The sequence below is a fragment of the Streptomyces sp. R33 genome (assembly GCF_041200175.1).
Classification (GTDB): domain Bacteria; phylum Actinomycetota; class Actinomycetes; order Streptomycetales; family Streptomycetaceae; genus Streptomyces; species Streptomyces katrae_B.
In genome coordinates this window covers 486,313-508,286 of sequence record NZ_CP165727.1, presented here as the reverse complement: position 1 = coordinate 508,286, position 21,974 = coordinate 486,313, and the positions used below count along the sequence as shown (strand labels likewise).

At 69.8% G+C, this 21,974-nt stretch carries 22 protein-coding genes; 16 read left to right on the top strand and 6 right to left on the bottom strand.

Annotated features, from left to right (window positions below):
* Positions 1 to 4: 4 nt before the first annotated feature.
* Entirely contained in the window at positions 5 to 868 is an 864-nt protein-coding gene (locus AB5J51_RS02665) for an alpha/beta fold hydrolase (RefSeq protein WP_136226283.1), read from the bottom strand.
* A 364-nt stretch (positions 869 to 1,232) separates the two neighbouring features.
* On the opposite strand from AB5J51_RS02665, the gene AB5J51_RS02660 reads away from it, so the two are divergent.
* From AB5J51_RS02660 to AB5J51_RS02650, 3 genes are all read left to right on the top strand, one after another.
* The gene (locus AB5J51_RS02660) at positions 1,233 to 2,129 is read left to right on the top strand and encodes a LysR family transcriptional regulator (protein WP_369776665.1); all 897 of its coding nucleotides are present in this window, start codon (positions 1,233 to 1,235) and stop codon (positions 2,127 to 2,129) included.
* A 115-nt stretch (positions 2,130 to 2,244) separates the two neighbouring features.
* Positions 2,245 to 2,427 carry a 4-oxalocrotonate tautomerase DmpI gene (gene dmpI, locus AB5J51_RS02655; RefSeq protein WP_053787651.1) on the top strand — a complete coding sequence of 61 codons (183 nt, stop codon included), beginning with the start codon at positions 2,245 to 2,247 and terminating at the stop codon, positions 2,425 to 2,427.
* Between the two features lie 173 nt (positions 2,428 to 2,600).
* A complete protein-coding gene (locus AB5J51_RS02650; RefSeq protein WP_369776664.1) occupies positions 2,601 to 2,981 on the top strand; it encodes a nuclear transport factor 2 family protein in 381 nt (126 codons plus the stop codon).
* 266 nt (positions 2,982 to 3,247) lie between these two features.
* On the opposite strand, the gene AB5J51_RS02645 is transcribed toward AB5J51_RS02650, so the two are convergent.
* A complete protein-coding gene (locus AB5J51_RS02645) occupies positions 3,248 to 3,586 on the bottom strand; it encodes a hypothetical protein (RefSeq protein ID WP_053787649.1) in 339 nt (112 codons plus the stop codon).
* Between the two features lie 389 nt (positions 3,587 to 3,975).
* Between AB5J51_RS02645 and AB5J51_RS02640 the strand changes: the two genes are divergently transcribed.
* The 7 genes from AB5J51_RS02640 (at position 3,976) to AB5J51_RS02610 (ending at position 11,674) form a co-directional block, all read left to right on the top strand.
* The gene (locus tag AB5J51_RS02640) at positions 3,976 to 4,281 is read left to right on the top strand and encodes a DUF6247 family protein (RefSeq protein ID WP_369776662.1); all 306 of its coding nucleotides are present in this window, start codon (positions 3,976 to 3,978) and stop codon (positions 4,279 to 4,281) included.
* Positions 4,278 to 4,538 (top strand): hypothetical protein, encoded by a 261-nt coding sequence (locus AB5J51_RS02635; RefSeq protein WP_053790949.1) that lies wholly within the window; start codon positions 4,278 to 4,280, stop codon positions 4,536 to 4,538. Before AB5J51_RS02640 ends, AB5J51_RS02635 begins: the two co-directional genes overlap by 4 nt.
* Positions 4,539 to 4,975: 437 nt before the next feature.
* Positions 4,976 to 5,347 (top strand): hypothetical protein, encoded by a 372-nt coding sequence (locus AB5J51_RS02630; protein WP_234382973.1) that lies wholly within the window; start codon positions 4,976 to 4,978, stop codon positions 5,345 to 5,347.
* Positions 5,348 to 6,232: 885 nt separating this feature from the next.
* Positions 6,233 to 7,765 carry an APC family permease gene (locus AB5J51_RS02625; protein WP_053790947.1) on the top strand — a complete coding sequence of 511 codons (1,533 nt, stop codon included), beginning with the start codon at positions 6,233 to 6,235 and terminating at the stop codon, positions 7,763 to 7,765.
* Between the two features lie 15 nt (positions 7,766 to 7,780).
* Positions 7,781 to 9,418, top strand: a complete 1,638-nt coding sequence (locus AB5J51_RS02620) for a flavin monoamine oxidase family protein (RefSeq protein ID WP_369776660.1) — start codon at positions 7,781 to 7,783, stop codon at positions 9,416 to 9,418.
* Between the two features lie 881 nt (positions 9,419 to 10,299).
* Positions 10,300 to 10,962: a lysophospholipid acyltransferase family protein gene (locus tag AB5J51_RS02615; protein ID WP_369776658.1), complete on the top strand. Its 663-nt coding sequence runs from the start codon at positions 10,300 to 10,302 to the stop codon at positions 10,960 to 10,962.
* A gap of 280 nt (positions 10,963 to 11,242) precedes the next feature.
* Positions 11,243 to 11,674 carry a DUF732 domain-containing protein gene (locus AB5J51_RS02610; RefSeq protein ID WP_369776657.1) on the top strand — a complete coding sequence of 144 codons (432 nt, stop codon included), beginning with the start codon at positions 11,243 to 11,245 and terminating at the stop codon, positions 11,672 to 11,674.
* Positions 11,675 to 11,886: 212 nt separating this feature from the next.
* Here AB5J51_RS02610 and AB5J51_RS02605 read toward each other — a convergent pair whose 3' ends face one another.
* Positions 11,887 to 12,918 carry a hypothetical protein gene (locus AB5J51_RS02605; protein ID WP_369776655.1) on the bottom strand — a complete coding sequence of 344 codons (1,032 nt, stop codon included), beginning with the start codon at positions 12,916 to 12,918 and terminating at the stop codon, positions 11,887 to 11,889.
* A gap of 329 nt (positions 12,919 to 13,247) precedes the next feature.
* Positions 13,248 to 14,279 (bottom strand): sulfotransferase, encoded by a 1,032-nt coding sequence (locus tag AB5J51_RS02600; protein WP_369776654.1) that lies wholly within the window; start codon positions 14,277 to 14,279, stop codon positions 13,248 to 13,250.
* A gap of 366 nt (positions 14,280 to 14,645) precedes the next feature.
* Between AB5J51_RS02600 and AB5J51_RS02595 the strand changes: the two genes are divergently transcribed.
* Positions 14,646 to 15,095: a nuclear transport factor 2 family protein gene (locus tag AB5J51_RS02595; RefSeq protein WP_369776653.1), complete on the top strand. Its 450-nt coding sequence runs from the start codon at positions 14,646 to 14,648 to the stop codon at positions 15,093 to 15,095.
* Positions 15,096 to 15,143: 48 nt separating this feature from the next.
* Here the strand turns inward: AB5J51_RS02595 and AB5J51_RS02590 are convergent, their stop codons facing one another.
* On the bottom strand, positions 15,144 to 15,446 hold the full coding sequence (locus tag AB5J51_RS02590; RefSeq protein WP_053790941.1) for a putative quinol monooxygenase: 303 nt from the start codon (positions 15,444 to 15,446) through the stop codon (positions 15,144 to 15,146).
* Between the two features lie 165 nt (positions 15,447 to 15,611).
* Here AB5J51_RS02590 and AB5J51_RS02585 point away from each other — a divergent pair, with 165 nt between their 5' ends.
* The 4 genes from AB5J51_RS02585 to AB5J51_RS02570 all read left to right on the top strand — a co-directional run bounded on the left by AB5J51_RS02585 (position 15,612) and on the right by AB5J51_RS02570 (position 19,499).
* Positions 15,612 to 16,109, top strand: a complete 498-nt coding sequence (locus AB5J51_RS02585; protein WP_369776652.1) for a hypothetical protein — start codon at positions 15,612 to 15,614, stop codon at positions 16,107 to 16,109.
* Between the two features lie 598 nt (positions 16,110 to 16,707).
* Positions 16,708 to 17,244, top strand: coding sequence for a hypothetical protein (locus AB5J51_RS02580; protein ID WP_369776650.1), 537 nt, complete (start codon positions 16,708 to 16,710; stop codon positions 17,242 to 17,244).
* Positions 17,245 to 17,596: 352 nt separating this feature from the next.
* Positions 17,597 to 17,827, top strand: coding sequence for a DUF5133 domain-containing protein (locus AB5J51_RS02575; RefSeq protein ID WP_053790938.1), 231 nt, complete (start codon positions 17,597 to 17,599; stop codon positions 17,825 to 17,827).
* Positions 17,828 to 18,218: 391 nt separating this feature from the next.
* On the top strand, positions 18,219 to 19,499 hold the full coding sequence (locus tag AB5J51_RS02570; protein WP_369776648.1) for a peptide ligase PGM1-related protein: 1,281 nt from the start codon (positions 18,219 to 18,221) through the stop codon (positions 19,497 to 19,499).
* Between the two features lie 230 nt (positions 19,500 to 19,729).
* Here AB5J51_RS02570 and AB5J51_RS02565 read toward each other — a convergent pair whose 3' ends face one another.
* The gene (locus AB5J51_RS02565) at positions 19,730 to 19,891 is read right to left on the bottom strand and encodes a hypothetical protein (protein ID WP_053790953.1); all 162 of its coding nucleotides are present in this window, start codon (positions 19,889 to 19,891) and stop codon (positions 19,730 to 19,732) included.
* A 466-nt stretch (positions 19,892 to 20,357) separates the two neighbouring features.
* On the opposite strand from AB5J51_RS02565, the gene AB5J51_RS02560 reads away from it, so the two are divergent.
* Positions 20,358 to 21,824 (top strand): aminotransferase class I/II-fold pyridoxal phosphate-dependent enzyme, encoded by a 1,467-nt coding sequence (locus AB5J51_RS02560; protein ID WP_369776647.1) that lies wholly within the window; start codon positions 20,358 to 20,360, stop codon positions 21,822 to 21,824.
* Positions 21,825 to 21,974: the final 150 nt, after the last annotated feature.

Here is a 21,974-nt window from a genome sequence, read left to right as displayed (position 1 = left end):
GAGGTCAGCTTCCGGGGGCGTGGGCCTCGCCGTTGAGGTCGCTGATCAGCCAGGCGAGCATCGCGGGAGTGGCGTCGAAGTGGCCGCCGTGGCCGGCATCGGCTTGTCTGATCAGCGTCGCGGTCGGCATGCGTGCGGCGAGCCACTCGCCGTGCGCTGGGGGCACCAGGGTGTCGAGGCCACCGTGCCAGATCCGCGTCGGGACCGTGATGTCTGCCGGGTCGAAGCCCCATTCCGTACCGAAGATGGCGGAGACGTCGTCCACCCAGCCGTCGAGCCCCGGCCGGACCGCTTCGGCGAACGCCGCGCCCATCATCGCGCTGATCTCCGGTCGGGAGAGGACGGTCTGTTCGATCTCCGGCAGCGGCGGGAAGTCGGCCGTTCCGAGATTCGCCAGGTGTTCCGTGACGGCCTGCCTCCCGGTCAACGCCACGGCGGCGCTGTGGCGGTTTCCCTCGCTCATGCCGGCGGTCCAGTCCAGCCCGGCGGCGTCACGCGGGGCCGGGCTCGCCAGCGCCCCCAGCCGCGTCACCCGTTCGGGATGCCGGGCGGCGAAAGCCATGGCGTGCGGGCCGCCTCCGGACACCCCGAACACCGCGAAGCGGTCCAGGCCGAGTGCGGCGGTGATGGCGGCGACGTCAGCGGCGGCATCGATGACCCGACGCCCCGGCTTCGGTGTGGAGCCGCCGAACCCGGGCCGGTCATAGGTGATCAGCCGGACGCCGAGCTCGTGGAACAGGGAATCGTCGGGGTATCGGGCCAGTCGGCTCATCGGGCTGCCGTGCAGGTAGACGACCGGTGTCCCGGTGGGGTCGCCCCATTCCTCCACTGCCAACGTCCGACGGTCGTCGGTGATCAACTCGCGCATGCGGCAAAGCTAGCCCGGTACTGATCGACGGCCAAAGCTTTTCATCCACAGCGCAACATCGCCGTACTGCCATGTGTGCGGGCGATGTTGAGGGTGAGGGCTGACCACAGGACATGCGAAGCCCGCTCGGCGCGCGCGGCACGCAGGGCCGGCAGTGAGTTCGGGAACGTGCTCGGCGTGTCGTCCACTCGTGGATCACGCAGCCGCCATCCTTCCCGCGCAACGCCTCTTCCCTCCCCTCACGGCGACCTCGGTCATTTCCCCGTGGCCGCTGTGGCCACGAAGCACTTGGCGCCGTTCCTGGCCGCGACCGCCTGCGTGCTCCGCCGGATGGTCGTCTGACCTCGACGGATACAGTCGGCAGATGGAACTGCGGCAGCTGAGCTACTTCGTTACCGTGGCCGAGGAACTGCACTTCGGCCGGGCCGCCGACCGGCTGCACATCGTGCAATCGGCGGTCAGCCAGCAAGTGCGGCGGCTGGAAAGGGAGCTGGGGGCCGATCTCTTCGACCGCTCGCCACGCCACGTTCGACTCACCGGCGCGGGGGAGCGGCTGCTGCCCGAGGCCCGGGCGGTGCTCGCCGCCGCCGAACGGGCCAGGGCCGCCGTCCGGGAAGGTGCCGGCCTGCGCCTGCGCCTGGGTTCCAGCACCGGCCTCGGTGAATACCTGGACCGGGTGCTCGGCGACCTGGCCGTCCTCGCCCCCGAGACCGCGGTCCAGCTGGTTTCGGCCCCCACCCGCGACCGCCTGGAGCAGGTCGCGGACGGCCGCCTTGACGCCGCGTTCATACGTTCCCTGGAGCCCGCCCCGGGGGTGCGGATCCTGCCGCTGTGGGAAGACCCCCTGGTAGCAGCCCTCCCGGCGGCGCATCCACTCGCCCGCGAGACGGAACTGGCCATCTCCGATCTGGCTGGCCTGCGGCTCTGCATAACCGCCCGCCGCAACAACCCGGCCCTCGTCGACCTGGTCGTCGGAGCCTGCCACTCGGCCGGCTTCGAGCCGTTGCCCGGACCGGTCAGCGGCTCGCTGCAGGACACCCTCGCCACCATCGGTGCCGGTCCCGTACCGATGTGGACCGCGGTGTACGCGGCCCACGCACGCGTGCTGCTCAGCCCCCGGGTCGCCTTCCGCCCGTTCCGTGCCCCCGGCCTGGCCCTGCCCATCGGCCTGGCCGTCCGGCGCGAGACCCCGCCCGCTGCTCTCGAGGTACTCCTGAAGGCACTCACACCACTCCCGACCAGCAACGATCACGAGAGCTGATCGTTGCGGTCGCGGTCTGCTCCTTGGTCGGGCCGCACGGATCCGATGGACTGGGGTCATGCCGGTGAGTGACCCGGAAAGGCCGGGAAGCCGCCGCTGGCAAGGGAGTTCGATCATGCCCATCGTCACCGTTCAGCAGGGTCCCCGCGATGTCGAGCTGAAGCGCGAGCTCGTCAAGCGGGTCACGGACGCCTTCGTCGACGCGTACAAGATCCCTGCCGAGACCGTCCAGGTGTGGATCCACGAGGTCCCGGCGGACAGCTGGGGCGCGGCGGGCAAGCTCGTCGCCGACAAGTAGGACCGCCCGTACGGGATCTCCGGAGACGCGGCGGGACGACCGGCAGCCGCACAGGGTGCTGCTGCCGGTCGGTGGCGTCGGGTCCCTGCGTTTCGGGGGCGTGCTCCACTTGCGGCGGGCTGGTGCAGTGGAGCCGCGAGGGTCGACGTCCGCAGCTGTACTACGGTCACGTCATGAGCGACTCAGAGAAGAACAAGTCCAGCGCCATGGCGTTCTACGACCTGATGTTCAACCAGTGCCGCCCCGCCGAGGCCATCGACCGGTACGCCGGCGACACGTACATCCAGCACAACCCGCACGTAGCCGACGGCAAGCAAGCGTTCGTCGACTACTTCGAACGCATGGCCGCCGAATACCCCGGCAAGCACGTCGAGTTCAAGCGCGCCGTTGCCGAAGGCGACCACGTTGTCCTGCACTGCCATCAGACCTGGCCCGGCGAGGAGTACGCAGGCATCGACATCTTCCGCTTCGACCAGGACGGCAGGATCGTCGAGCACTGGGACGTCCTGCAGGTCGTCCCACCCACCTCCCAGAACGACAACACCATGTTCTGAGGCCGGCCGGCTCCTCGCCGCTACCATCCTCCTCTCGTGTTGCTGCTCCTCGACACCCAAGCGGCTTATCACCTTGCAGAGGGGCGCCCGATCGACGCCTGTTGATGCCGGAGCAGGTGGGCGCGCCGTGGTACGGGATATCAGAAGCCAAATGGACCCATGTCTGTCACCGACCGCCCTTCGGGACGGAGCCGCCCCACAAGCCAGGGCCACCCGCTCGTTTGGGCCGGCCCGGTCGACGGGAGTGTGGCGACGAACGGACGCCGTCACATCCCGGGTATGTCGTAGCCGGGGTCTGGATGCTGACGGGGGGTCCACCACTCGGTGAGACCCCACCCTCCGAGCGCGAGCGCGGCCAAGGCCGCGACTGCCGCAGCCCACGGCGGCACCCGCCTGATGGCCAAGGCCCAGGAGAGGAGCGGCAACAGCGCGCCGCCGAGCAGGATGAGCGGCAGGTCGACGAAGACCACGCTCAGATCGCGGGCGTGGCCCTCGAATCCCCCGTCGATACTGAACGCCGCCCGTGGTGCCCAGATGGCCAGCCCGGTCGCTGCACCGAGGCCGGCGAGGACGTATCTGGCCCGACGCTCGCCTCTCGGCTCCATGCCGGTCCGCCGTAGTGTGTTTTCCCTCATGCACTCTGGACGTGGAAGCCCGACGCACGGTTGCAGGGGCGGGCCAGTGCCTACCTGCCGTCGTGGGCAGGTGAACGTTGGTTGATCCGGCAGTAGCTGTCGAAGCCCCTCCAGGTCAGGGCGGGGTCCGCCCGCGGAATCAAGTCGAGCAACTCCGCAGGCACCCGCCCGAGAGGCCGACGGCGACAGCCTGCGCTCCGGTCCCTGACCGTCCATCATGGGTGTGTCTCCCGCGGCTGATTCGATGCTGCCCCGGAAGGAGGAAGTCGCCTCTTGTGGCGGCGGCAGCGGGTAGGACGAACGAGGCCGCTGGGCCCTTGACTTCGCTAGGGTGTCGAACAGGATCGTTGGAGGACGCCATGAGTGCTCAGCCCGAGTACGCACCCGCCCCGCCGCCCGTGCCGGCCCCGGCCGCCGCGGCCCAGTTGCGCGAGCAGCTGCGTGTCGACCGCCGTGCCGAGCAATGGGTGCCGGCCTTCGAGCGTGACTGGGCCAAGGCCCTGGAAGACTCCCGTCACTCGTACTCACTCACCCCGCTGCACGACGTCGTCCGTACCTGGCAGATGCGCGTCGCCTCGGCCCCGGCCGTCGACGCGTACACCGACTCCGGTCGTGACGAGAGCGGCTTCGTCGCCCTCGAGGACGTCCTGCGGAACCGCCAGTGACCAGTACGCCCTGGACGGTGCGAATATCCCCGCACACGGCGAAGACGCTCACCGACCTTCCCGAGCCCGCGACGCAGATGATCCGGGATGTCCTCGACCTCGCGACCCGCTCCCCCTGGGGCTGGCCGCAGTGGGATACCGGTGATCCCGAGGGCGAGGACATCCGGGCCGCCTCCATCGGACAACTGTCCGTCGTCTACGTGATCAACCAGCTCACACGGCACCTGTCCGTCCTGGCCATCGTCTGGCTCGGCTGACCGCCGGTCCAGAGACGGCCTGGAGAACGCGCAGCATCCGCACGGCCCACTGCCGTACTGGCGGTCCGCTGCGGCCCACTTGGCGTCCCGCGACACCGCGAGGCGCCGGCCTGCCGGAGGCCCCGCCGGAAGGCACGGGTTTGCGGCGCGTTCCGCAGGCGTATCCGCTCGGTACGAGCCGCGGCGACCGGGCCTGTCAGCGTCACGCAGTACCCCACGATCAGCGTCACGTGATTCGGCTCCATCGGAGATCTTGTGACGCCTGACGCGAATCCTGGTACTCGACCTGCCATGATGCACCTGTGTTCGATTTTGGCATTGAGGGATATCACCCGCTCTGGCTGAACGGCCCAGGCCTCGTGGCGCGGACGCACGGGCCTCGCCTCCACGCGCTGAGAGGCCGTCCCCTGACGAGGGTCTGGATGGTGTGGGACCTCGTGGACGATGAATGGTTCCCTGACTGCCCAGTACTGCTGGACTTCGATGGTGTGCAAGTGGAGATCAATCACCAGAAATTCGATGACCTCTCCCTGACCTGGAACACGATCAACCCCTCCCGTCCGGTCACCTGGACCGGGTTCGACCTGGAGTGGCGGCCTGATGTGCTGCCCGACTTGCAGACGATCCGCGGAATGACGCTGCAGGGTGCCGAACTGCTCGAATGGAAGGTGGACAACATCGCCGGCAGCACCACGGACGTGAGCTTCGTCTTCGCCGACGCCCGACTGACGGTGTTCAACGCCCTCGATGAGAACGGCCTGACCTTCGCTCCCCCTGGCCCGGACCAGCGGGTGCGTCCGTGCCCCTGAAGTATCAACGCCTTGCGGCTCACACCGCCTGCCGGCGCCCGACGCCTGCTGCCCCGTTCCCGGCCTTCCTCCAACAGGAATTCTTCACGCCCCTGCACCTGCGCATGACGTTGTCCCCTGCGGTGGATGTTCCCGGCAAGGCGAAGTCGTACGACGAGAAGGACGGCTCCTTCACTCCCAATTCATCCCCCTGGAAACAGTACGGAGACGGATCCATCCAGACCACCCCTGGAGAGTTCGTCCGCTGGGCCGACAATTACCGCACTGGTCACATCGGTGGCACGGAACTGCTCGCCGGGGTAACGCAGGGAGCGGTGAGCGTGGGCGACGTCCTGCGCCCGCGTGGCATCGAAGAAGGGCGCTACGGGGCCGGAATCCTCCTTCTCCCAAATGACGCGTCGGGGCCGTCCTGCCCGCCTACGGCTCCCGGAGCAGCGTCGCACCCTGGCTGTCCATGAATCCGACGGCGCGGTCGCGCACCCCGCAGGATGCACGGCAGTTGCCGGCCCGTCGTCTCCTCCAGGCGCTCGACGTCGCGTTGTCGTCCTACGCTGAAGGGAACGCCGCCCGCTGGGCGCGAAGCCGTAACTCCGACTCTGCGTCGCGTACGTGGACCAAGCCGTCCCAGCGCTGACAAGGACGGCCCCGCTCCACTCGGCGAACTGACGCAAGGGCGGCGGCCCGTGAGACCACCCCCCTGCCCGGGAGAGCCGCTCGGCCGCTACCGCCGACGGCCCCGGGGGCCACGGGGGTCACGGGATCGCCCCATGCCCGTCCCACTCGACAACTCGTCGTATCTGCATGGCATTTAACCGGCCGACTGCCGATTGTGGCGCACGTCACGCGGGGTGAGAGTGAGCGCCCTCACGACAGGAACGAGGATCTATGAGCACGGATACCGGCACGGGCGGCGGCGCACCCCAGGTGCAGCGGCTCAAAGCCAATTCGGTGGGCCTGGTGGGCGTCGTCTTCATGGCCGTGGCCACCGCCGCCCCCATCACCGCGATGACCGGGAACCTCCCCATCGCCGTGGGCTTCGGCAATGGGACCGGCGCCCCCGCCGGCTACCTGTTCGCGACCGCAGTACTGACCGTCTTCGCCGTCGGCTACGTCGCCATGGCCAAGCGGATCACCGCGGCCGGCGCCTTCTACGGGTACATCTCACACGGCCTCGGCCGGATCGCCGGGATGGCCTCCGGCATGCTCGCGGTCCTCGCCTACATCGTCTTCGAGGCCTCGATCGTCGGTGTCTTCTCCTACTTCACCAAGACCACCGTCCACGACCAACTCGGCATCGACCTGCCCTGGATCGTCTACGCAGCCGCCATGCTGGCGGTCACCGCCGTCCTCGCGCATTTCGACATCAACCTCACCGCCAAGGCGCTGGGGGTGATGCTCGTCGCCGAGATCGCCGTCCTGTTCGCCGTCGCAACCGCCGTACTGGTCGCGGGCGGCGGCCCGGACGCGATCCCTCTCGAGCCCGTGAACCCGAAGAACGCCTTCACCGGAACCTCCGCCGGACTCGGGCTCTTCTTCGCGTTCTGGTCCTGGGTCGGCTTCGAATCCACCGCCATGTACGGGGAGGAGTCCCGCGACCCGAAGCGGGTCATCCCCAAGGCCACCCTGATCTCGGTCATCGGCGTCGGTCTCTTCTACATCTACGTCTCCTGGATGACCATCGCGGGTAACGGCCTCGCCGAGTCGGTGGAGCTCTCCGCCTCCGCCAGCCCGCTCGACCTGTTCTTCGCGCCCACCCGGACCTTCATCGGCGGATGGGCCGTGGACGCCTTCCAATGGCTGCTGCTCACCGGCTCCTTCGCCTGCGGCATGGCCTTCCACCAGTGCGCCGCCCGCTACCTCTACGCCATCGGCCGCGAGGGCTTCCTGCACCCGGCTCTGGGCCGTACGCACGTCAAGCACGGGTCCCCGTACGTCTCCTCCGTGATGCAGACGGCCATTGCCACCGGCCTGGTCGCGCTGTTCTGGCTGACCGGACAGGACCCGTACATCCACCTGTACACGCTGCTCGCGATCCTCGGCACGATGGCGATCCTCATCGTCCAGACGCTGTGCTCATTCGCCGTGATCGGCTACTTCCGCAAGAACCATCCCGAGGACCGGCACTGGTTCCGAACCTTCACGGCTCCGCTGGCCGGCGGCATCGCCATGGCCGCCGTGGTCGTCCTGCTGCTGGTCAACATGCGGACGGCGGCCGGGCTGGCCGCCGACTCGTTCTTCTTCACGCTGATCCCGTGGATCGTCGGGGTCGTCTTCTTCGGCGGCCTCGGACTCGGCCTGTGGCTCAAGTACAAGGCCCCCGAGCGCTACGCGATCATCGGCCGCGTCGTCCTGGAGGACGCGACCGAACGCACCGACGAGCTCACCGGCACCCCCACCCCCTCCGCCGCGAACATCTGACGAGGAGCCACCACCATGGCCCGTACGCCACTGATGCACGAGCTCCGTCGGCTCGCCGCCGAACACGCCGCCGCCCGCCGGCTCGGCCTGCCCGTGGCCGAGGTCCGCGGCTCCACCCGCCGCCAGCTCCTGGGCCGGGCCGCCGCCCTCGGGCTCGGCTCCGCCGTCGCCTCGGCGGCGGGCGCCTCCGCGAGCGCCCGTGCTGCGGAGGCCCTGCCCGAGAAGAAGCCCGTCACACCCGCCCGCGTGGCCGTGGTGGGCGCCGGGATCTCGGGGCTGACCGCTGCCCTCACCCTCCAGGACGCGGGCGTCGCCTGCACGCTCTACGAAGCCGATCCGAACCGTGTCGGTGGCCGGATGTGGAGCCAGCGCTCCCTGTGGGCGTACGGGCAGACCTCCGAGATCGGCGGCGAGCTGATCGACACCAGCCACAAGAAGATCCTGGAGCTGTGCCGCCGCTTCAACCTGCCCGTCGAGGACTTCCTCGGCGGCGGGCCGAACGGCGCCGAGGAAGTCCTCCGGTTCAACGGGGTCTACTATGCGCGCAGCCAGGCGGACGAGGACTTCAAGGCCGTCTACCAGGCGCTGCACCGGGACCTCCAGGCGGCCGGCGAAGTCTCCTGGAACTCTTCGACCCCGGCGGGGACCGCGCTCGACAACATGACCCTGTACGAGTGGATCGAGACCCGGATCCCCGGCGGGCACGGCTCACAGCTGGGCCGCTTCATCGACGTGGCGTACAACGTCGAGTACGGGGCCGACACCGACCAGCAGTCGGCGTTGGCGCTCGTCCTGCTGATGGGCTACCAGCCCAACCCGGGCAACTTCAACGTCTGGGGCCTGTCCAACGAGCGCTACCACATCACCGGCGGCAACGACCAGCTGCCGAACGCCATGGCCCGGGCCCTGCCCGCCGGATCGCTCGTCATGGGCCGCGAGCTGGTCGCCGTACGCGTCTCCGCCGACGGCACCCAGACGCTGACCTTCAACGACGCGGGCGCCACCCGCACGGTCGTGGCCGATCACACCGTACTGTGCCTGCCGCTGCCGATCCTCCAGCGGATCGACATCACCGCGGCCGGCTTCGACCCGTTGATGAAGAACCTGCTGCGGGACGCCCGCATGGGCTACTGCACCAAGCTCAACATGCAGTTCACCAGCCGCCCTTGGCGCGGCAGCGGCCCCTGGCCAGGGGTTTCCGCCGGCGATTGTTTCACCGACAGCGATGTCCAGCAGACCTGGGACACCACCAGGGTTCAGCCGGGCAACGGGGGCATCCTCCTCCAGTACGGTGGCGGAAGCCTGGCCGGCTCGCTCACCCCCGGCAGCCCCTTCGCCACCGATTCCGACCCCTACGTACGTGCCCTCGCGAGCCGGATGCTCACCGGGATCGACGCCTTCTTCCCCGGCACCAAGGCGGCCTGGACCGGTCGGGCGCAGCTGTCTGCCTGGCACCGCAACCCGTACTCGCTCGGCGCGTACTCGTACTGGCCGACCGGCTACCTGCACAAGTACGCCAAGTACGAGGGCACCGCGCAGGGCCGCATCCACATCGGCGGCGAGCACTGCAGCTACGACTTCCAGGGCTTCATGGAGGGCGGGGCGACGGAGGGGGAGCGGGCGGCCAGGGAAGTGATCGCCGCCCTGACCTGACCTGCCGTCACCCGGCAGACCCACAGGGACGGGCGGCAGGTGCGGGACGTGGGGCACCGGCGGCCTCGGCCTGGGCTGGTCCTGCGGTGAGCCTGAGCACTGGTGTGACTGGGGGCCGGTCAGATGCGCGACCGCCGACACCCGCAGGCCCCCAGCCACACTTGCCACCTCTCCCGCACCGCGATCCCACGTCCCGAGAAGGCTCGGCGCATTCCAGCTGATCCCGCCGACAGGGTGGTTTCCTGTGATGGCCTGGGGCGTCCCCCGCGGCATCCCGCCGTACGTGTGACGCGGACCCGGTGGCATCGGGTGTCCTTTCCTCGTGTTTGGATCGGCGCTGTTTCGTTGGGTGCGTTCGGGTGGGTGATCTCCATACCTGGTCCGGTGGCTGGTGGGCGGCGGCTGGGGGTGGGCGTCGTCGGTGTGGTGACTGCTTGTGCCGTCGCGATGTCCGGGTGTACGCCGTCGAAGACGGATGCGAAGGCGCACGCGCCCGCGCCATCGACCGCGCCGTCACCCACGGCAACGTTGGTCATTGCGAGGGAGCAGGCCGAGAAGGTCTTCAACACCTACACCTGGGAGCAGTCGCAGTTCCGTAAGCCCGGAGGGCAGGACGGCATCGCGTCGGTCGCAACCGATCCGCTGCTGTCAACTGCCTCCAGCCGGCCTTGCTTTCAGCTGAGGGAACAGCCGACCGACGCATGGGCGGCCTTCCGCAAGCCTGCGACGGACGCACCCGCGCCGGCCGCCGGCGACCAGGCGGGCGCCGGCACCCACGCTGGGTACGGTGGGCACGCCAAGATGAGTAGGAAGACTCACGCTCCAGCGGCACCGGTCACCCGACGATGAGGATCACCACTGTCGAGACCGGGAGATCTTCCATGCTCAGCAGCATTGCCGACATCCTGGTGCCCGCATTCGGGCGCCTGTCGGTGACCACCGACACCGATACCGTGCTTGCGCCGGGCAGCATCATCGCCGCGAACCACACTTCGCTCGCGGATCCGGCCATCGTGCTCGCTGCCCTGCACCGCCTCGGCGCCGAGCCGGTCGTGATGGCGGCCGCCGGCCTCTGGCGCGTTCCGCTGCTCGGCCGCGCCCTTGCCGGCGGGGGCCACATCCCGGTGTTCCGCGGGGACGCGCGGGCCGCGGCCGCTCTCGACGCCGCTACGGATGCTCTTGAACAGGGGCGGCTGGTCCTTATCTACGCGGAGGGTGGCCTGCCACGCCGTACGGACGCCGCCGAGGCCGCCCCCGGTACCTTCCGAAGCGGCCTCGCCCGCCTCGCCGAGCGCACGGGCGCGCCTATCGTCCCCGTGGGCCAGGCCGGCGCCCGGCGCATCACCTCCGGCAGGGTCGCCAAACAGCTCGCGGGGCTCGCCACCGCACCGCTGCGTCGTCCGGACCTGCACGTGCACGTGGGAGCTCCGCTTCAGCTGATCGGCGACCACCAGGTGTGCACGACGCGGGCCCGGACTGCGGTCACCGGCGCCTGGCGGACCGCGGCCGCCCACCTCGGCGAGCCCGCGGCGCTCGCTGCGTAGTCCGCAGCGCCCACCAGCCGCCGTGCCGTTCAGCCGCCCGGTAGGCAGCACCGAAGAGTTTTCTGCGATCTCCCAGCGACTCGAGGACGACTGATCAAGCTCCCGGCCGCCGAGTGCGAAGTGGCCGGCCCGTCAGGCCACGCCTACGTCCCGCTCGACGGCCTGCCGGGCGCGCGGCGAGTCTGCGGCGGGGTGATCAACGGGGAGCCCCTCCCGCGTACAACCTCCCGTCCCGCCCGCGTGTCACACAGGCGACACGTACACGGGACGAAGGGGAACCATGAAGCGCACGACGGCCATCGCCGTTCTCGTCGCGGCCACGCTCGCCGCGTCGCTGACTGCCTGTGGGGACAGCAGCGACGACAAGGCCGCACCCAGCACGCCGCCGACCGCCACCACGACCGCGCCCAAGCCCGCGCAGTCAGCGACCGCATCGGCCGGCAAGCCCGTGAACGGCATTCCGCCGAAGCCCACCGGCGCAGAGCGCGAGGCGTACCTCGCAGCGATCAAGGCCGTCGCGCTGAACGCTGCCGCGGATCCCGACAAGGCGATCGACGCAGGCCGCAACCAATGCTCCGCACTCAACGGCGGGGCTCAAAACGTAGACCACTCCGCCGCACAGCGCTTCGGCAACGATGCCCACCCGCTCACCGACGGTCAGGGCAAAGCCATCAACGTCGCATTGCGTGCGACCATGTGCCCCGCGTCCTGACACACCCTGGTGAGAGCACCGCTCCTGCTGAGAGGCCGTTGTCGTACCGATCGCGGGGTTCGTCGACCGAGCGGGAGTCCTGCTCGGGTGATCGCGGTCGGTGCCGGGCTGCGAAAGCCCAGTCGGCCTGACGGGCGATCTTGCGTGCTTTGACCGGGACCGCCGCGGCTGCTCACTGATCGCCGGCGGGAAGCTGACATTCCGGTACCCGGCTACTTGGGCCTCTCCGCTGCCGTGGCGCTGGCACAGACGGGGTGGGTGCGGGCGGCATAGGAGCGGGCGGCCACGACGAGGCCGAGGCCCAGACCGGCGAATCCCAGGCCGCCGAACTCGACCATCCAGGTGATTCCCGAACTGGTGGTGAACGGCGGGGACGGCTTGATCTTGGGCAGCACGCCGACGGCCATGAGCGGGGCCATGACGATGAGGACGGCGCCGTACATCGCCAGGGGGATGCCGGTCAGCCAGGCGGGGATCAAGGGCAGCAGGCGCGGGACCCGTCGTCCGGACAGGACCAGCGTCCAGCGGGGGAACACCTGCCCCCACGCGTACAGCAACCCCAGGAGCAGGAAGACCCCGACCATCGCGGCCAGCACGGTCACGTCGATCCCCGCCGACGCGGTTGCCTTCGACGGCCCCGACGCGCCGGCGCTCGTCGTCCTCTGCCAGTCATCGCCCTCGACGCCGAGCGCGTTGCCGCCCAGCGTCCAGATGGTCTTGGCTCCCGCCCACGGCAGAAGTCCGCCCATGAGCAGGTACACCGCGACGCGGGTCCGCCTCGGGGCTCGGGAGGCGGCCGGGTGGGCAAGCGGGCCGTCGGCTGCGCCGGCGTGCGGCTGCCCGCACCGCGGGCAGTCTCCGCGCAGCCGTCGGCGGTACGACAAACCGACGAGGAACAGGAGGGCGGCACCGGCGGTGTTCAGCAGCACCTGGGCCAGTCCGGTGGCGCTCTCGACCCCCGAGAGCGTCGCAATTGCCACGAAATGGATCGGCAGCCCGGCCATTGCCACGACGAACACCGGGAGCGCCACGATCAGCGCCGTCGCCACCACAACCCGGCCGAGCTTGGCGAGAGTTCGGGTGCTGGCCAGGCAGGCGCCGCCGGCCAGGAGCGCGAGGGCCGCCAGGAAGAACTGGACCCCCGGCGCGTACGCGGAGTGCTCCTTCCACAGCACGGTGGTGCCCGTCACCGCCCAGGTGACCTCGACAGCGGCGTACAGCACGCTCCACACTGCAGCGATCATGGGCGCCCACACAGGCCACCGCCGCCACCACAACATCCGCCCCGGGCTTGCGGTCGGTGGCTCAGGAACGCCACTTAGCTCCGAGTTCGCAGGAACAACCACCGTGACCCCCGTATGTCCGGATTGCCGACGCTCCAAGATTCCGGGTCACCGGCGCTGCTCACATCCATCCCACGGATCATCGGGCTTCCCCCGCCCGGGGGAAGCCCGATCATGAGTGTCAGCCCTGCCGGAACTGTCGCGATCGTGTGCAATGGGCGCGAGCGGCACGTCGTCGACACGCTCCAGAGGTATACCGGCCGTCGCGCGGCGGTTGCGTGGCGGCGCTGTCACCCGTGTGCGTTGGTCAGGGCCCGCTCCCCGGGGGCACATCCTTCCCGCAGCGCGGCGAGTTCGGCCGCGGGCAGCCGCCGGGAAGTGCCCCGCCGGCCGCCGTCCAGGCGCGAGGTCCCGGTGTCGAGCCATCGCGGGAGCGGCTCGACGCCGATGAAGTCTGCCAGGCGCGTCAGTTCCCGGCGGGGGTCCTCGAGGAGGTCCTCGTAGGAGAGCGTGGTCCGCATCGGCGCGGGCACGTCCTCGAGAAGGGCCACACCCCGCACGACGAGCTCCGACCACAGCGCGGCGAAGCCCGCCGCCGGCAGCTCACGGTCCAGTACCAGTGCGGAGTCGAACCGCTCGGTCAGCAGCGGCGACAGCTCAGGCGGCAGGGAGCGGACTTGTTCCTCGGTCAGGTCCTCGACGCGCTCGGCGCCGCTCCGGGCGAGGATCTCCCGCAGCAGGAAGATCAGCCGGTAGCCCGTGTGTCGGCTCATGGACAGGGCGCAGTCGGGCCCGTTCCTGAAGAGGTGGACGAAGCGTGCCTGCGGGAAGGTCCTCCGCAGCAGCGGTACCCGCTCCAGCGAGTAGCCCGACCGCTCGACCGCGGCCGTACGCCCGAACCGCTCGCACAGCAGGTCGAACAGAGCCTCGTAATGTCCGGCGGCGGTGCGCCCGGGCCATCCGCACACCTGCTTCTCCAGTGCGTCGAACAGGCCGTCCGGATCTTCGGTCAGGTGCGGGAGGACCATCAGGGACAGGGCGGGAATTCCGGTCGTCTCGGTCGCGAAGCGCCCGGGACGGCGCGTGTAGAGGAATTCCGGCATGGGTACTCCGTTGCGGATCATCCGCTCGAACAGGGGATTGGGATCGGCCAGGAGGCGCCAGAACTCCCCGCCGTCGAGGAGGCCCTCGGGCAAGCCCCGGCTCTGCACCGACGACAGCAGCTCGTTCAAGCTGAGCACGTCCGGATGCGCGTTGAGGATGCCCGACAGCGCGGTCGACCCACTGCGCCCCGTACCGACAACGAAGGTCAGAGCACGCATCTCGTCAATCCCTTCGACGAACCGTTCCGGTCCGAGGACACTTCCCCCGATGAGGCGCGGTATCCACGATGCGGAGCCCGGCCCGCGCCGCACGAAGGACCGGGAGACCAGCTTGTTCCTCTCCGAGGATCTCGCCGTCGACGCGGACGCGGCCTCCGCCCTGGATGTCTGGGGAGGGGCGATCGCGCGTGGGAGTCAACTCTTCCACCCTGGTGGTGGCTGTCAGGTCCGAAGGAGGGTACGCCCGGCCACTGCTGGACGCTCATTACCCCCGGGGTAATCGACCGCCCTGACCTCTACCGGCAGGATCAAGCACGCCGACGGGTACCCCCGCCGGGATCCGGCCGCAGCCGCGAGGAGAGTCCCATGTCCGCCAAATCCACGGCCAGTTCAGTCACCATTGCGAGTTCCGTCGCCGAGGCCACCCGGGCCGTCGTACAGGAGTTCCTCGCCGCCCGGGCGGCCGGGGACACCAGGCGACTTGTCGCGCTTTTCGCCGACGAGGTCGACTGGTTGCTCGCCGAGAACCCCGCCGCCCCGTGGATCCGCCCGCGATCCACCGCCGCAGAATGCGCCGCCCAGTTCGCGGAGTTGATGGAGCACACCGTGCCGGAGGATGCGCGCGCCTCCGTCGATACGCTCCTCGTTGACGGCACCGACGCGGTCTTGATGGGGCGCTTGGCGGGGACCGTACGCCTGACGGCGAAGTCCTTCGAGGGCCCGTTCGCGTTGCGCCTCACCGTCGAGGACGGCCGGATCACCCGGCACCATCTCTACGAGAACAGCGCGTCGATCGCCGAGGCTTGTACTCCGTGAGAGTGCGGCGCTCCCGGTCGGCCGCACGGTGCGCGGCTTCCGACCCGATCAGGCCAGGGGTTCGGCGACGAGCTGGATGACCTCTGCGGGTCCCGCTCGGAACGCCGGGCTGGCTGCGTCGGCTTCGATCATGTGGGGAGTGGCGTCGTGTGCGGCAAGCGCTTCCTTTGACGCCCACCGCTCGATGAGAACGAAGCGGTCCGAGGTGCCGCTCACCTGGTGCATGTCGTACTGCAAGCATCCCGGTTCGGCCCGCACGATCGGTGCGAGACGCTCGAACGCACTGACCTGTTCCTGGCCGCGGCCCGGGAGAGTGGTGATCAGGACGACGAGTTGTATCGGCTGCGACATGTGCCAAAGCCTACCTACTGTCGTGATCAGCACGTTCGTCGGGTACGCGGTCACTCAGAAGAAGGCAGCCCATCAGCTATCGCGGACGGAGTCGCCACCCTCGACCACATCTACGCAAGCCTCCCTCCCACGGCGCCGACTGGGGGCGCAGGGCAGAATGCCGCTGTGAAGTCCACGGGGGATCTGGCCGAGCTGGAAGCGCGCATGGCGGAACTGTCCACGCCGACGCGGGTGTACGTGGCGGCCGGGCGGTTCACCGAGCCGGAGCCCGACCTGCCGGAGCTGGCGGCCCGGATCCGTGCGCTGCTGGCCGAGGTCGCGGCCGACGAGGCCTGGCGGCGCTTCGTCCCCGGGTACGCCCCGCCGTCCGTCCCGCAGATCTGTGCCGCCCTGGAACCGTTGGAGACGCACGAGGCCGCCGCGTTCCTCGCCGGGGTCGCGGCCGTTGACCTCGTATGGCCGGACCACCGGCACATGTCTGCCGAGGCCGCCGAGTGCGTGGCGGAGCGGGTGGTGTCCCTGCTCGGGTCGGAGGGAAGCTGGTGGACCAACCACGACGCCGGGTGCGGCGCCGTGAACGGGCTCACCCCGCTGTTCGACAGCCTGCTCGCGGGGACGGACGGCGAGCACTTCGCCTTGGCCCTGCAGATCGCCGATGACTGAGCGGCCCGCCCGCCGGCTCCCTGGGAGGGTGAACCGCAGACACGCGGCACATCCGACACGGCCATGGCCAACAGCCGCGCGGCCGCGACCGACGAGCTGGCCCAGGCGCTGCAATGCGCCCGCTTCCGTCCTGCTGAAACGGGCACCGGATGCAGCGGCACTCGCCAGTCACGGCGCGCATGCCGTGCCGGCCTGCCGCGGTCCCCAACGGGGGCTGGACGTGGCCGGCCCGCGCACGACTCGTGGGCCAACTCGAGCGGCCGTGGCGTGCACCGTTGGAGGACGGCCAGGGCGTCCTCGACGCGGCCGATGGAGTGCGGGCTGAGCGACCTGCCGGTCGGCAGCATCGACGGCCGTGCGGACAGGCGCAGGACGTCGACCACCTGGCGCATCCGCCCTCCCCGGGGCGGTCGCCCGTCGTTCGGCGGGGCCGATTTCGCGCCACGATGATCATCCGGATGGCTGGGACCGTTCTGGGCTGTGCCGGGATGGAGCGCGCGGGACAGGCTGCGGTTCCCATCCCAGTGAGACCCTCGTGCCCTCGGCGGGTGAACCGGCCGTGGGCTCCGCGGTTTCCGGACCGGGTCATAATCTCGCCATGAACATGCTTGCTCTGCGGGTGTTGTTGGCGGTGCTGCTCGTCGGGACCGGTCTGAGCGGATGTTCCCTCCTCCCTCCGTTCGAGACCTGCGAGGGAACCGAGTCGGCCGTGGCCGAGCTCGACGAGCTGCCCGTGCTGGCGTCGCGTCCGCAGGGGGCCGTGCCCGTCGGCGGCGGCCCGTGGGCCGGGTCCTCCTGCGTCGACGACACCGCGGGTGCCTGGCTCACCGCGCAGCGGCTGTACGCGTACGGGGGGACCAGGGAGGAAGTGCTGCAGTACTACGGCCGGGAGGCGCGGGCGGCGGGATGGCGTCCGGTGCACGACCTGGACATGGGACCCGACGGCCGGATCGCCGTCTTCTGCTTCGAATCCGCCGCCCGGCCGAGCATCACTCTTGCCTTCGAATCACCCGAAATGCTCCGCGAGATCTACGGCGTGGAGCCGGACCCGGGGGATGTGCTCGGCGTGGACGCCCGGACCTGGTTCTCGTGGTCCGCCGAGGCGGCGCCCGACGGTTCGCGCACGAGCTGCTAAGGGCTGTCCCGTAATCCCTGGCGGATCAGCGCACGGCGTCAGATGCGGTGCATCGCAAGGCGGAGGGCGTCCGCATACTGGGCGTATGCGGACGTTCCGACAACGCAGCGAGGCGCCGTAGCTGTCGTCGTGCGCCCGCCGGGGATTACGGGACAGCCCTTGCTACGGGCCCTTACCCGTATGGACTCAGGTTCGCCAGGGACCGGAACCAGCCGCGCCCGAGCAGGGCAAGGCATGAGCGTCTCGACCCTCGTGAGCGGCCAGAGGGCGAGCAAACCACGGCGGGGTTCAACGGTGATCGGCAGGGTAGGCGACGGCCACCTGATGGATCCGCTGGCGAAAGGCAACCCCCATGTTGATGGCTCACCCCGCCGTGCTCCCCGGCCTCGTCGACCGCTACTGGGCGCTGTCCGTCCTCGATGCCGCGGAAGGCGACTCGCCCGTGCGCAAAGAGATCGAGGCCGTCGAGCGCGCCCTGTGCGTGGCCACCGGTACGACGGACGTGCACGCCGGCCTGATCGCCGCCCGCCACCATTTGCCGGGCACGGGCACCCTCGACGACTCAGTGCTCGCCTCCAGCTGATTGCGTTCAGCCGTGAGCAGGTGCCAGGCGCCGTCACGAAGAGGGAGGCACGGGATACGGGGATCCTCGGGCACGCCCCGGTCTGAGAGCGGACGGTTCGGCGTGGACCGGCCCGGTCGGCGCTGCCCAGGGCGATAGGTACCCGCTTGAGGTCACCCGCTCGGCTGCGAAGGCGTGCCGATGCCGTTGGTACGACAGAGGCTGAATCCATGTCCGCCGAGCTGATCGCCTACTCCCCGAACAGCAGGGCTGGTGGGGTGTCCGCCATGACGGCGTCGCCATTGGAGGACACGGCCGCCTGCTTCTACGCCCCGCCGCGCCTGGCCGGGGCTGAGAGGGGTGACCCCAGACTGAACGGAGACGGCCGTGCGGCGACCATAGGAGCAGAGCGGTGACTGAGACGGGCCCGATCGTTGTGTTCGCGAACTTCCTCTCGGACCTGGCGGTGGATCTCAACGAGGGGCAGATCCTGATGCAGTGGGCCCAGCAGGCGCCGCGGAAGGCATGGCTGCTCCGGCCGGGGGACGTACTGGTCACTCCCGTGCCCCTGAGCCCGGAGTTCTTGCGTTACGTGTACGGCCTGACAGGGGTTTCCCCGGAAACGGTGGCGGTCGTCGAGGTGCCCCCTGCCGGCGCCGTCCCGCTGGCGCAGGCGGTGCGCGAGGCCGGACTCGTCGAGCACGTCCGGGCACTCGCCGGAGACCGGGGTGCGGCGCTGCTGCCGACGGCGTTGGACGCGTCGACGATCGAGTTCGCCCGGGAGATCCGCCTCGCGGTCCATCCGTACCCCACGATCGAGGCCGCCGAGGCCGCTCTGAAGATGACCATGCTGCTCAACACGAAGACCGGATTCCGCGAAACGGCCGCGCAACTGGGCATGCGGCTGCCGACGGGACGGGTGTGCCGACGCCTGGAGGTCGAAGGCGTGGCCCGCGAGCTTCTGCGGGACCACGAGCGCGTAGTGGTGAAGCCCGATCGCTCGGCAGGAGGGCACGGGATGCGCTTCGTGTCCCGTGACGACCTGAGCAGCGGGGCGATCCTGGCGCTCGAGACCGTCGGCGGACCCGAGGGCATGTGGGTGGTGGAGGAGTGCCTCGACGTCGCCGAATCGGTCAGCATCCAGCTGGAGGTCACCACCTCCGGGGCACACGCGCTCTTCAGCGGAGTGATGCGTACGGCTCAGGGCTCCTTCACCGGGTACGCTTCCCCGCTTCCGCCGTCCTTCGCACATGTGGCCGACGAGCTCGAGGAGTGGGGGACGGCCCTGGGACGCTACCTGGCCGACCACGGCTACGTGGGTCCCTTCGGACTCGATGCGTTGGTGGACGAGGGCGGCGCCGCGTACGCGAGCGAAAGCAACATCCGCCGTACGGCCACCACCACACCGCACACCATGGTCACCCGGTTGACTGCGGGATCGGCCAACCCGGATCCGGCATGGTCGGTGTCGAAGGGCTGGACGCGGAGCCCCATGGGTTTCGAAGGAGCCCTTGCCCGGCTGCGCGCATCCCGCCTTGCGTTCGATGTGGAGCGTGGCGAGGGTGTGGTCCTCTATGCGGACGCGCCGCCCGACGGGCACTCCTGGCGGTACGCGGTGATCGCCAGGAGTACTGGAGCCGTGGAGGAACACGAAGCCGCGTTGGCTCAGGCCTTCCAATTCGAGGGCGGTTGAATCTCATTGGGCTGCGGCCGTAGTACGTGACCAGCTCCTCCCGGTACCCGGCACCGCCGAGTACGTGTCCCGGTGGAACTGGAACTCGGGGGCGTTCTCTCGATATCTGCGTTCAGTGCTTACGAGTTCACGAGAACTTTCCGATGCGACATGGCGGTGGCCGGTCAAGCCCGGGAAGGGGGTGACCGGCCACCGCCATGCAGTGTCGGAACTGCGCTGTTGTCGTACGGCTACCAGCGATACCAGCGGCCGCTACCACCCTTCGGTCGGGCGACGAAACCGATCAGCCACAGAATCAGGACCGCGATGGCCACCCACCAGAGTATCTTCAACGCGAAACCCGCACCGAAGAGGATCAGGACCAGCAGGAGAACGAGAAGCAGGGGAACCATGGTTATCAACCTCCGAAGCGTCACCTGCCCGACTGCAACCGGGACATGTATTCGATTCGTGTTTGTTTCCCATCCTGCTGGCCGGGAAGGAGACCCGCCCGTATTCCCCGGTAGCCCGTGATGAAGTTCCGCCGGAGTTCTGTCGGGCCCGATACAAGTGGGGAGACTGCCTTACGCTGCGTGGCCCTATCGACCATCGGGGTCGCTGCGGGGCCCGTCGCCGCGCAGAGCTCCTGGCGGACAAGGCCCCCGAGCCGTTGCTGGAAAGGGCCGGCCAGGCCGCGACGGTCGCGCGCGCCAACCGCACGCCGCTCCTCGTCGTCGCGGGCGCTGTGATCGTCGCGCTCGTGCTGGTGCGTCGTAGCCGTGGGCGTCGCCGATGAAGGCCTGCACGGTCCCTACGAGCCGGTCGGCCTCGCCGTCGGCGGGCTGTTTTTCACTGGCTGCGGCCGGGCAGGCGAGGAGCATGAACCAGTCGAAGGCACCGGTCCTCGAGGCATTGGCCGCCTACCACGCCGGCGGGCAGACACCGTTCACGCCTCCGGGTCACAAGCAGGGCAGGGGTACTGACCCCCGCGTACGCGCCGTGCTCGGTGACGCGGTGTTCCGCTCCGACGTGCTGGCCACCAGCGGGCTGGACGACCGTACGTCCTCCCACGCCGTGCTGGAGGCGGCCCAGGCCCTGATGGCTGAGGCGGTCGGCGCCGACCGGGCCTTCTTCTCCACCTGTGGCAGCTCCCTGTCGGTGAAGTCGGCGATGCTGTCCGTAGCCGGCCCGCACGAGAAACTGCTGGTGGGGCGGGACGCCCACAAGTCCGTCGTCTCGGGCCTGATCCTCTCGGGCATCCGCCCCGTCTGGGTCGACCCGCAGTGGGACGCCGAACGCCACCTCGCCCACCCGCCGTCCGCCGAGGCCTTCGAGGCGGCCTTCGCCGAGCATCCCGACGCCCGCGGAGCGCTGGTGACCACGCCGACCCCCTACGGCACCTGCTCGGACCTCGCCGCCATCGCCGAGGTCTGCCACGAGCGCGGGCGTCCCCTGGTCGTCGACGAGGCATGGGGCGCCCACCTGCCCTTCCACCCCGACCTGCCGACCTGGGCCATGGACGCCGGCGCCGACGTGTGCGTCACCTCCGTCCACAAAATGGGGTCCGGCCTGGAACAGAGTTCCGTCTTCCACCTCCAGGGCGATCTGATCAAACCCGAGGTGCTCAAGAGCCGCGAGGACCTGCTCGGCACCACCAGCCCCTCCGTCCTCATGTACGCGGCCCTGGACGGATGGCGTCGGCAGATGGTCGAACAGGGAAGGGTCCTCTACGACGACGCACTCGCCCTGGCCGAACAGGTCCGCACCCGCATCTCCCGCATCGACGGCATGCAGGTGCACGGCCGTGAGGACTTCTGCGGGCCCGGCAAGGCAGCGGACATCGACCTCCTGCAGATCGTCATCGACGTCAGCGCGTGGGAGGTCACCGGCTACCGGGCCGCTGACTGGCTGCGGGAGAACCACCGGATCAACCTCCACATCGGCGACCATCGCCGCATCAGCGCGCAGTTCACCCACGCCGACGACGACAGCACGGCCGAGACCCTGCTGACGGCCCTGACCGACCTGGCCGCGCACGCCGGCGAACTGCGCACGGGACAGCCCGTTCACGTCCCGCCGTCCTCCCGGCTGAGGCTGGAACAGGCGGTCCTGCCGCGCGATGCCTTCTTCGGTGCGACCGAGCAGGTGCCCTGGGAGAAGGCGGACGGAAGGATCGCCTCCGAGATGCTGACCCCCTACCCTCCGGGCATACCGGCGGCGCTGCCCGGCGAACGCCTCACCAAGGACGTACTGCGCTACCTCCGCTCCGGAGTCGAGGCCGGCATGGTCGTCCCGGACGCGGTCGACACGAACGTCGAAAGCGTCCGGGTGCTTCGCGAGGACTGACACAGGCGACGACGAGGTACCACCGCGACCGGCTCGGGGTCAGAGCCCTGCGGCCGCCTTCATGCGCAGCCGGGCCCCTGCCCGGGCGGACAGCGCGGCGTCGGTGAGGACTTCGGCCCCCGTGCAGGCCATAGCCTCGGCGGCCACCGG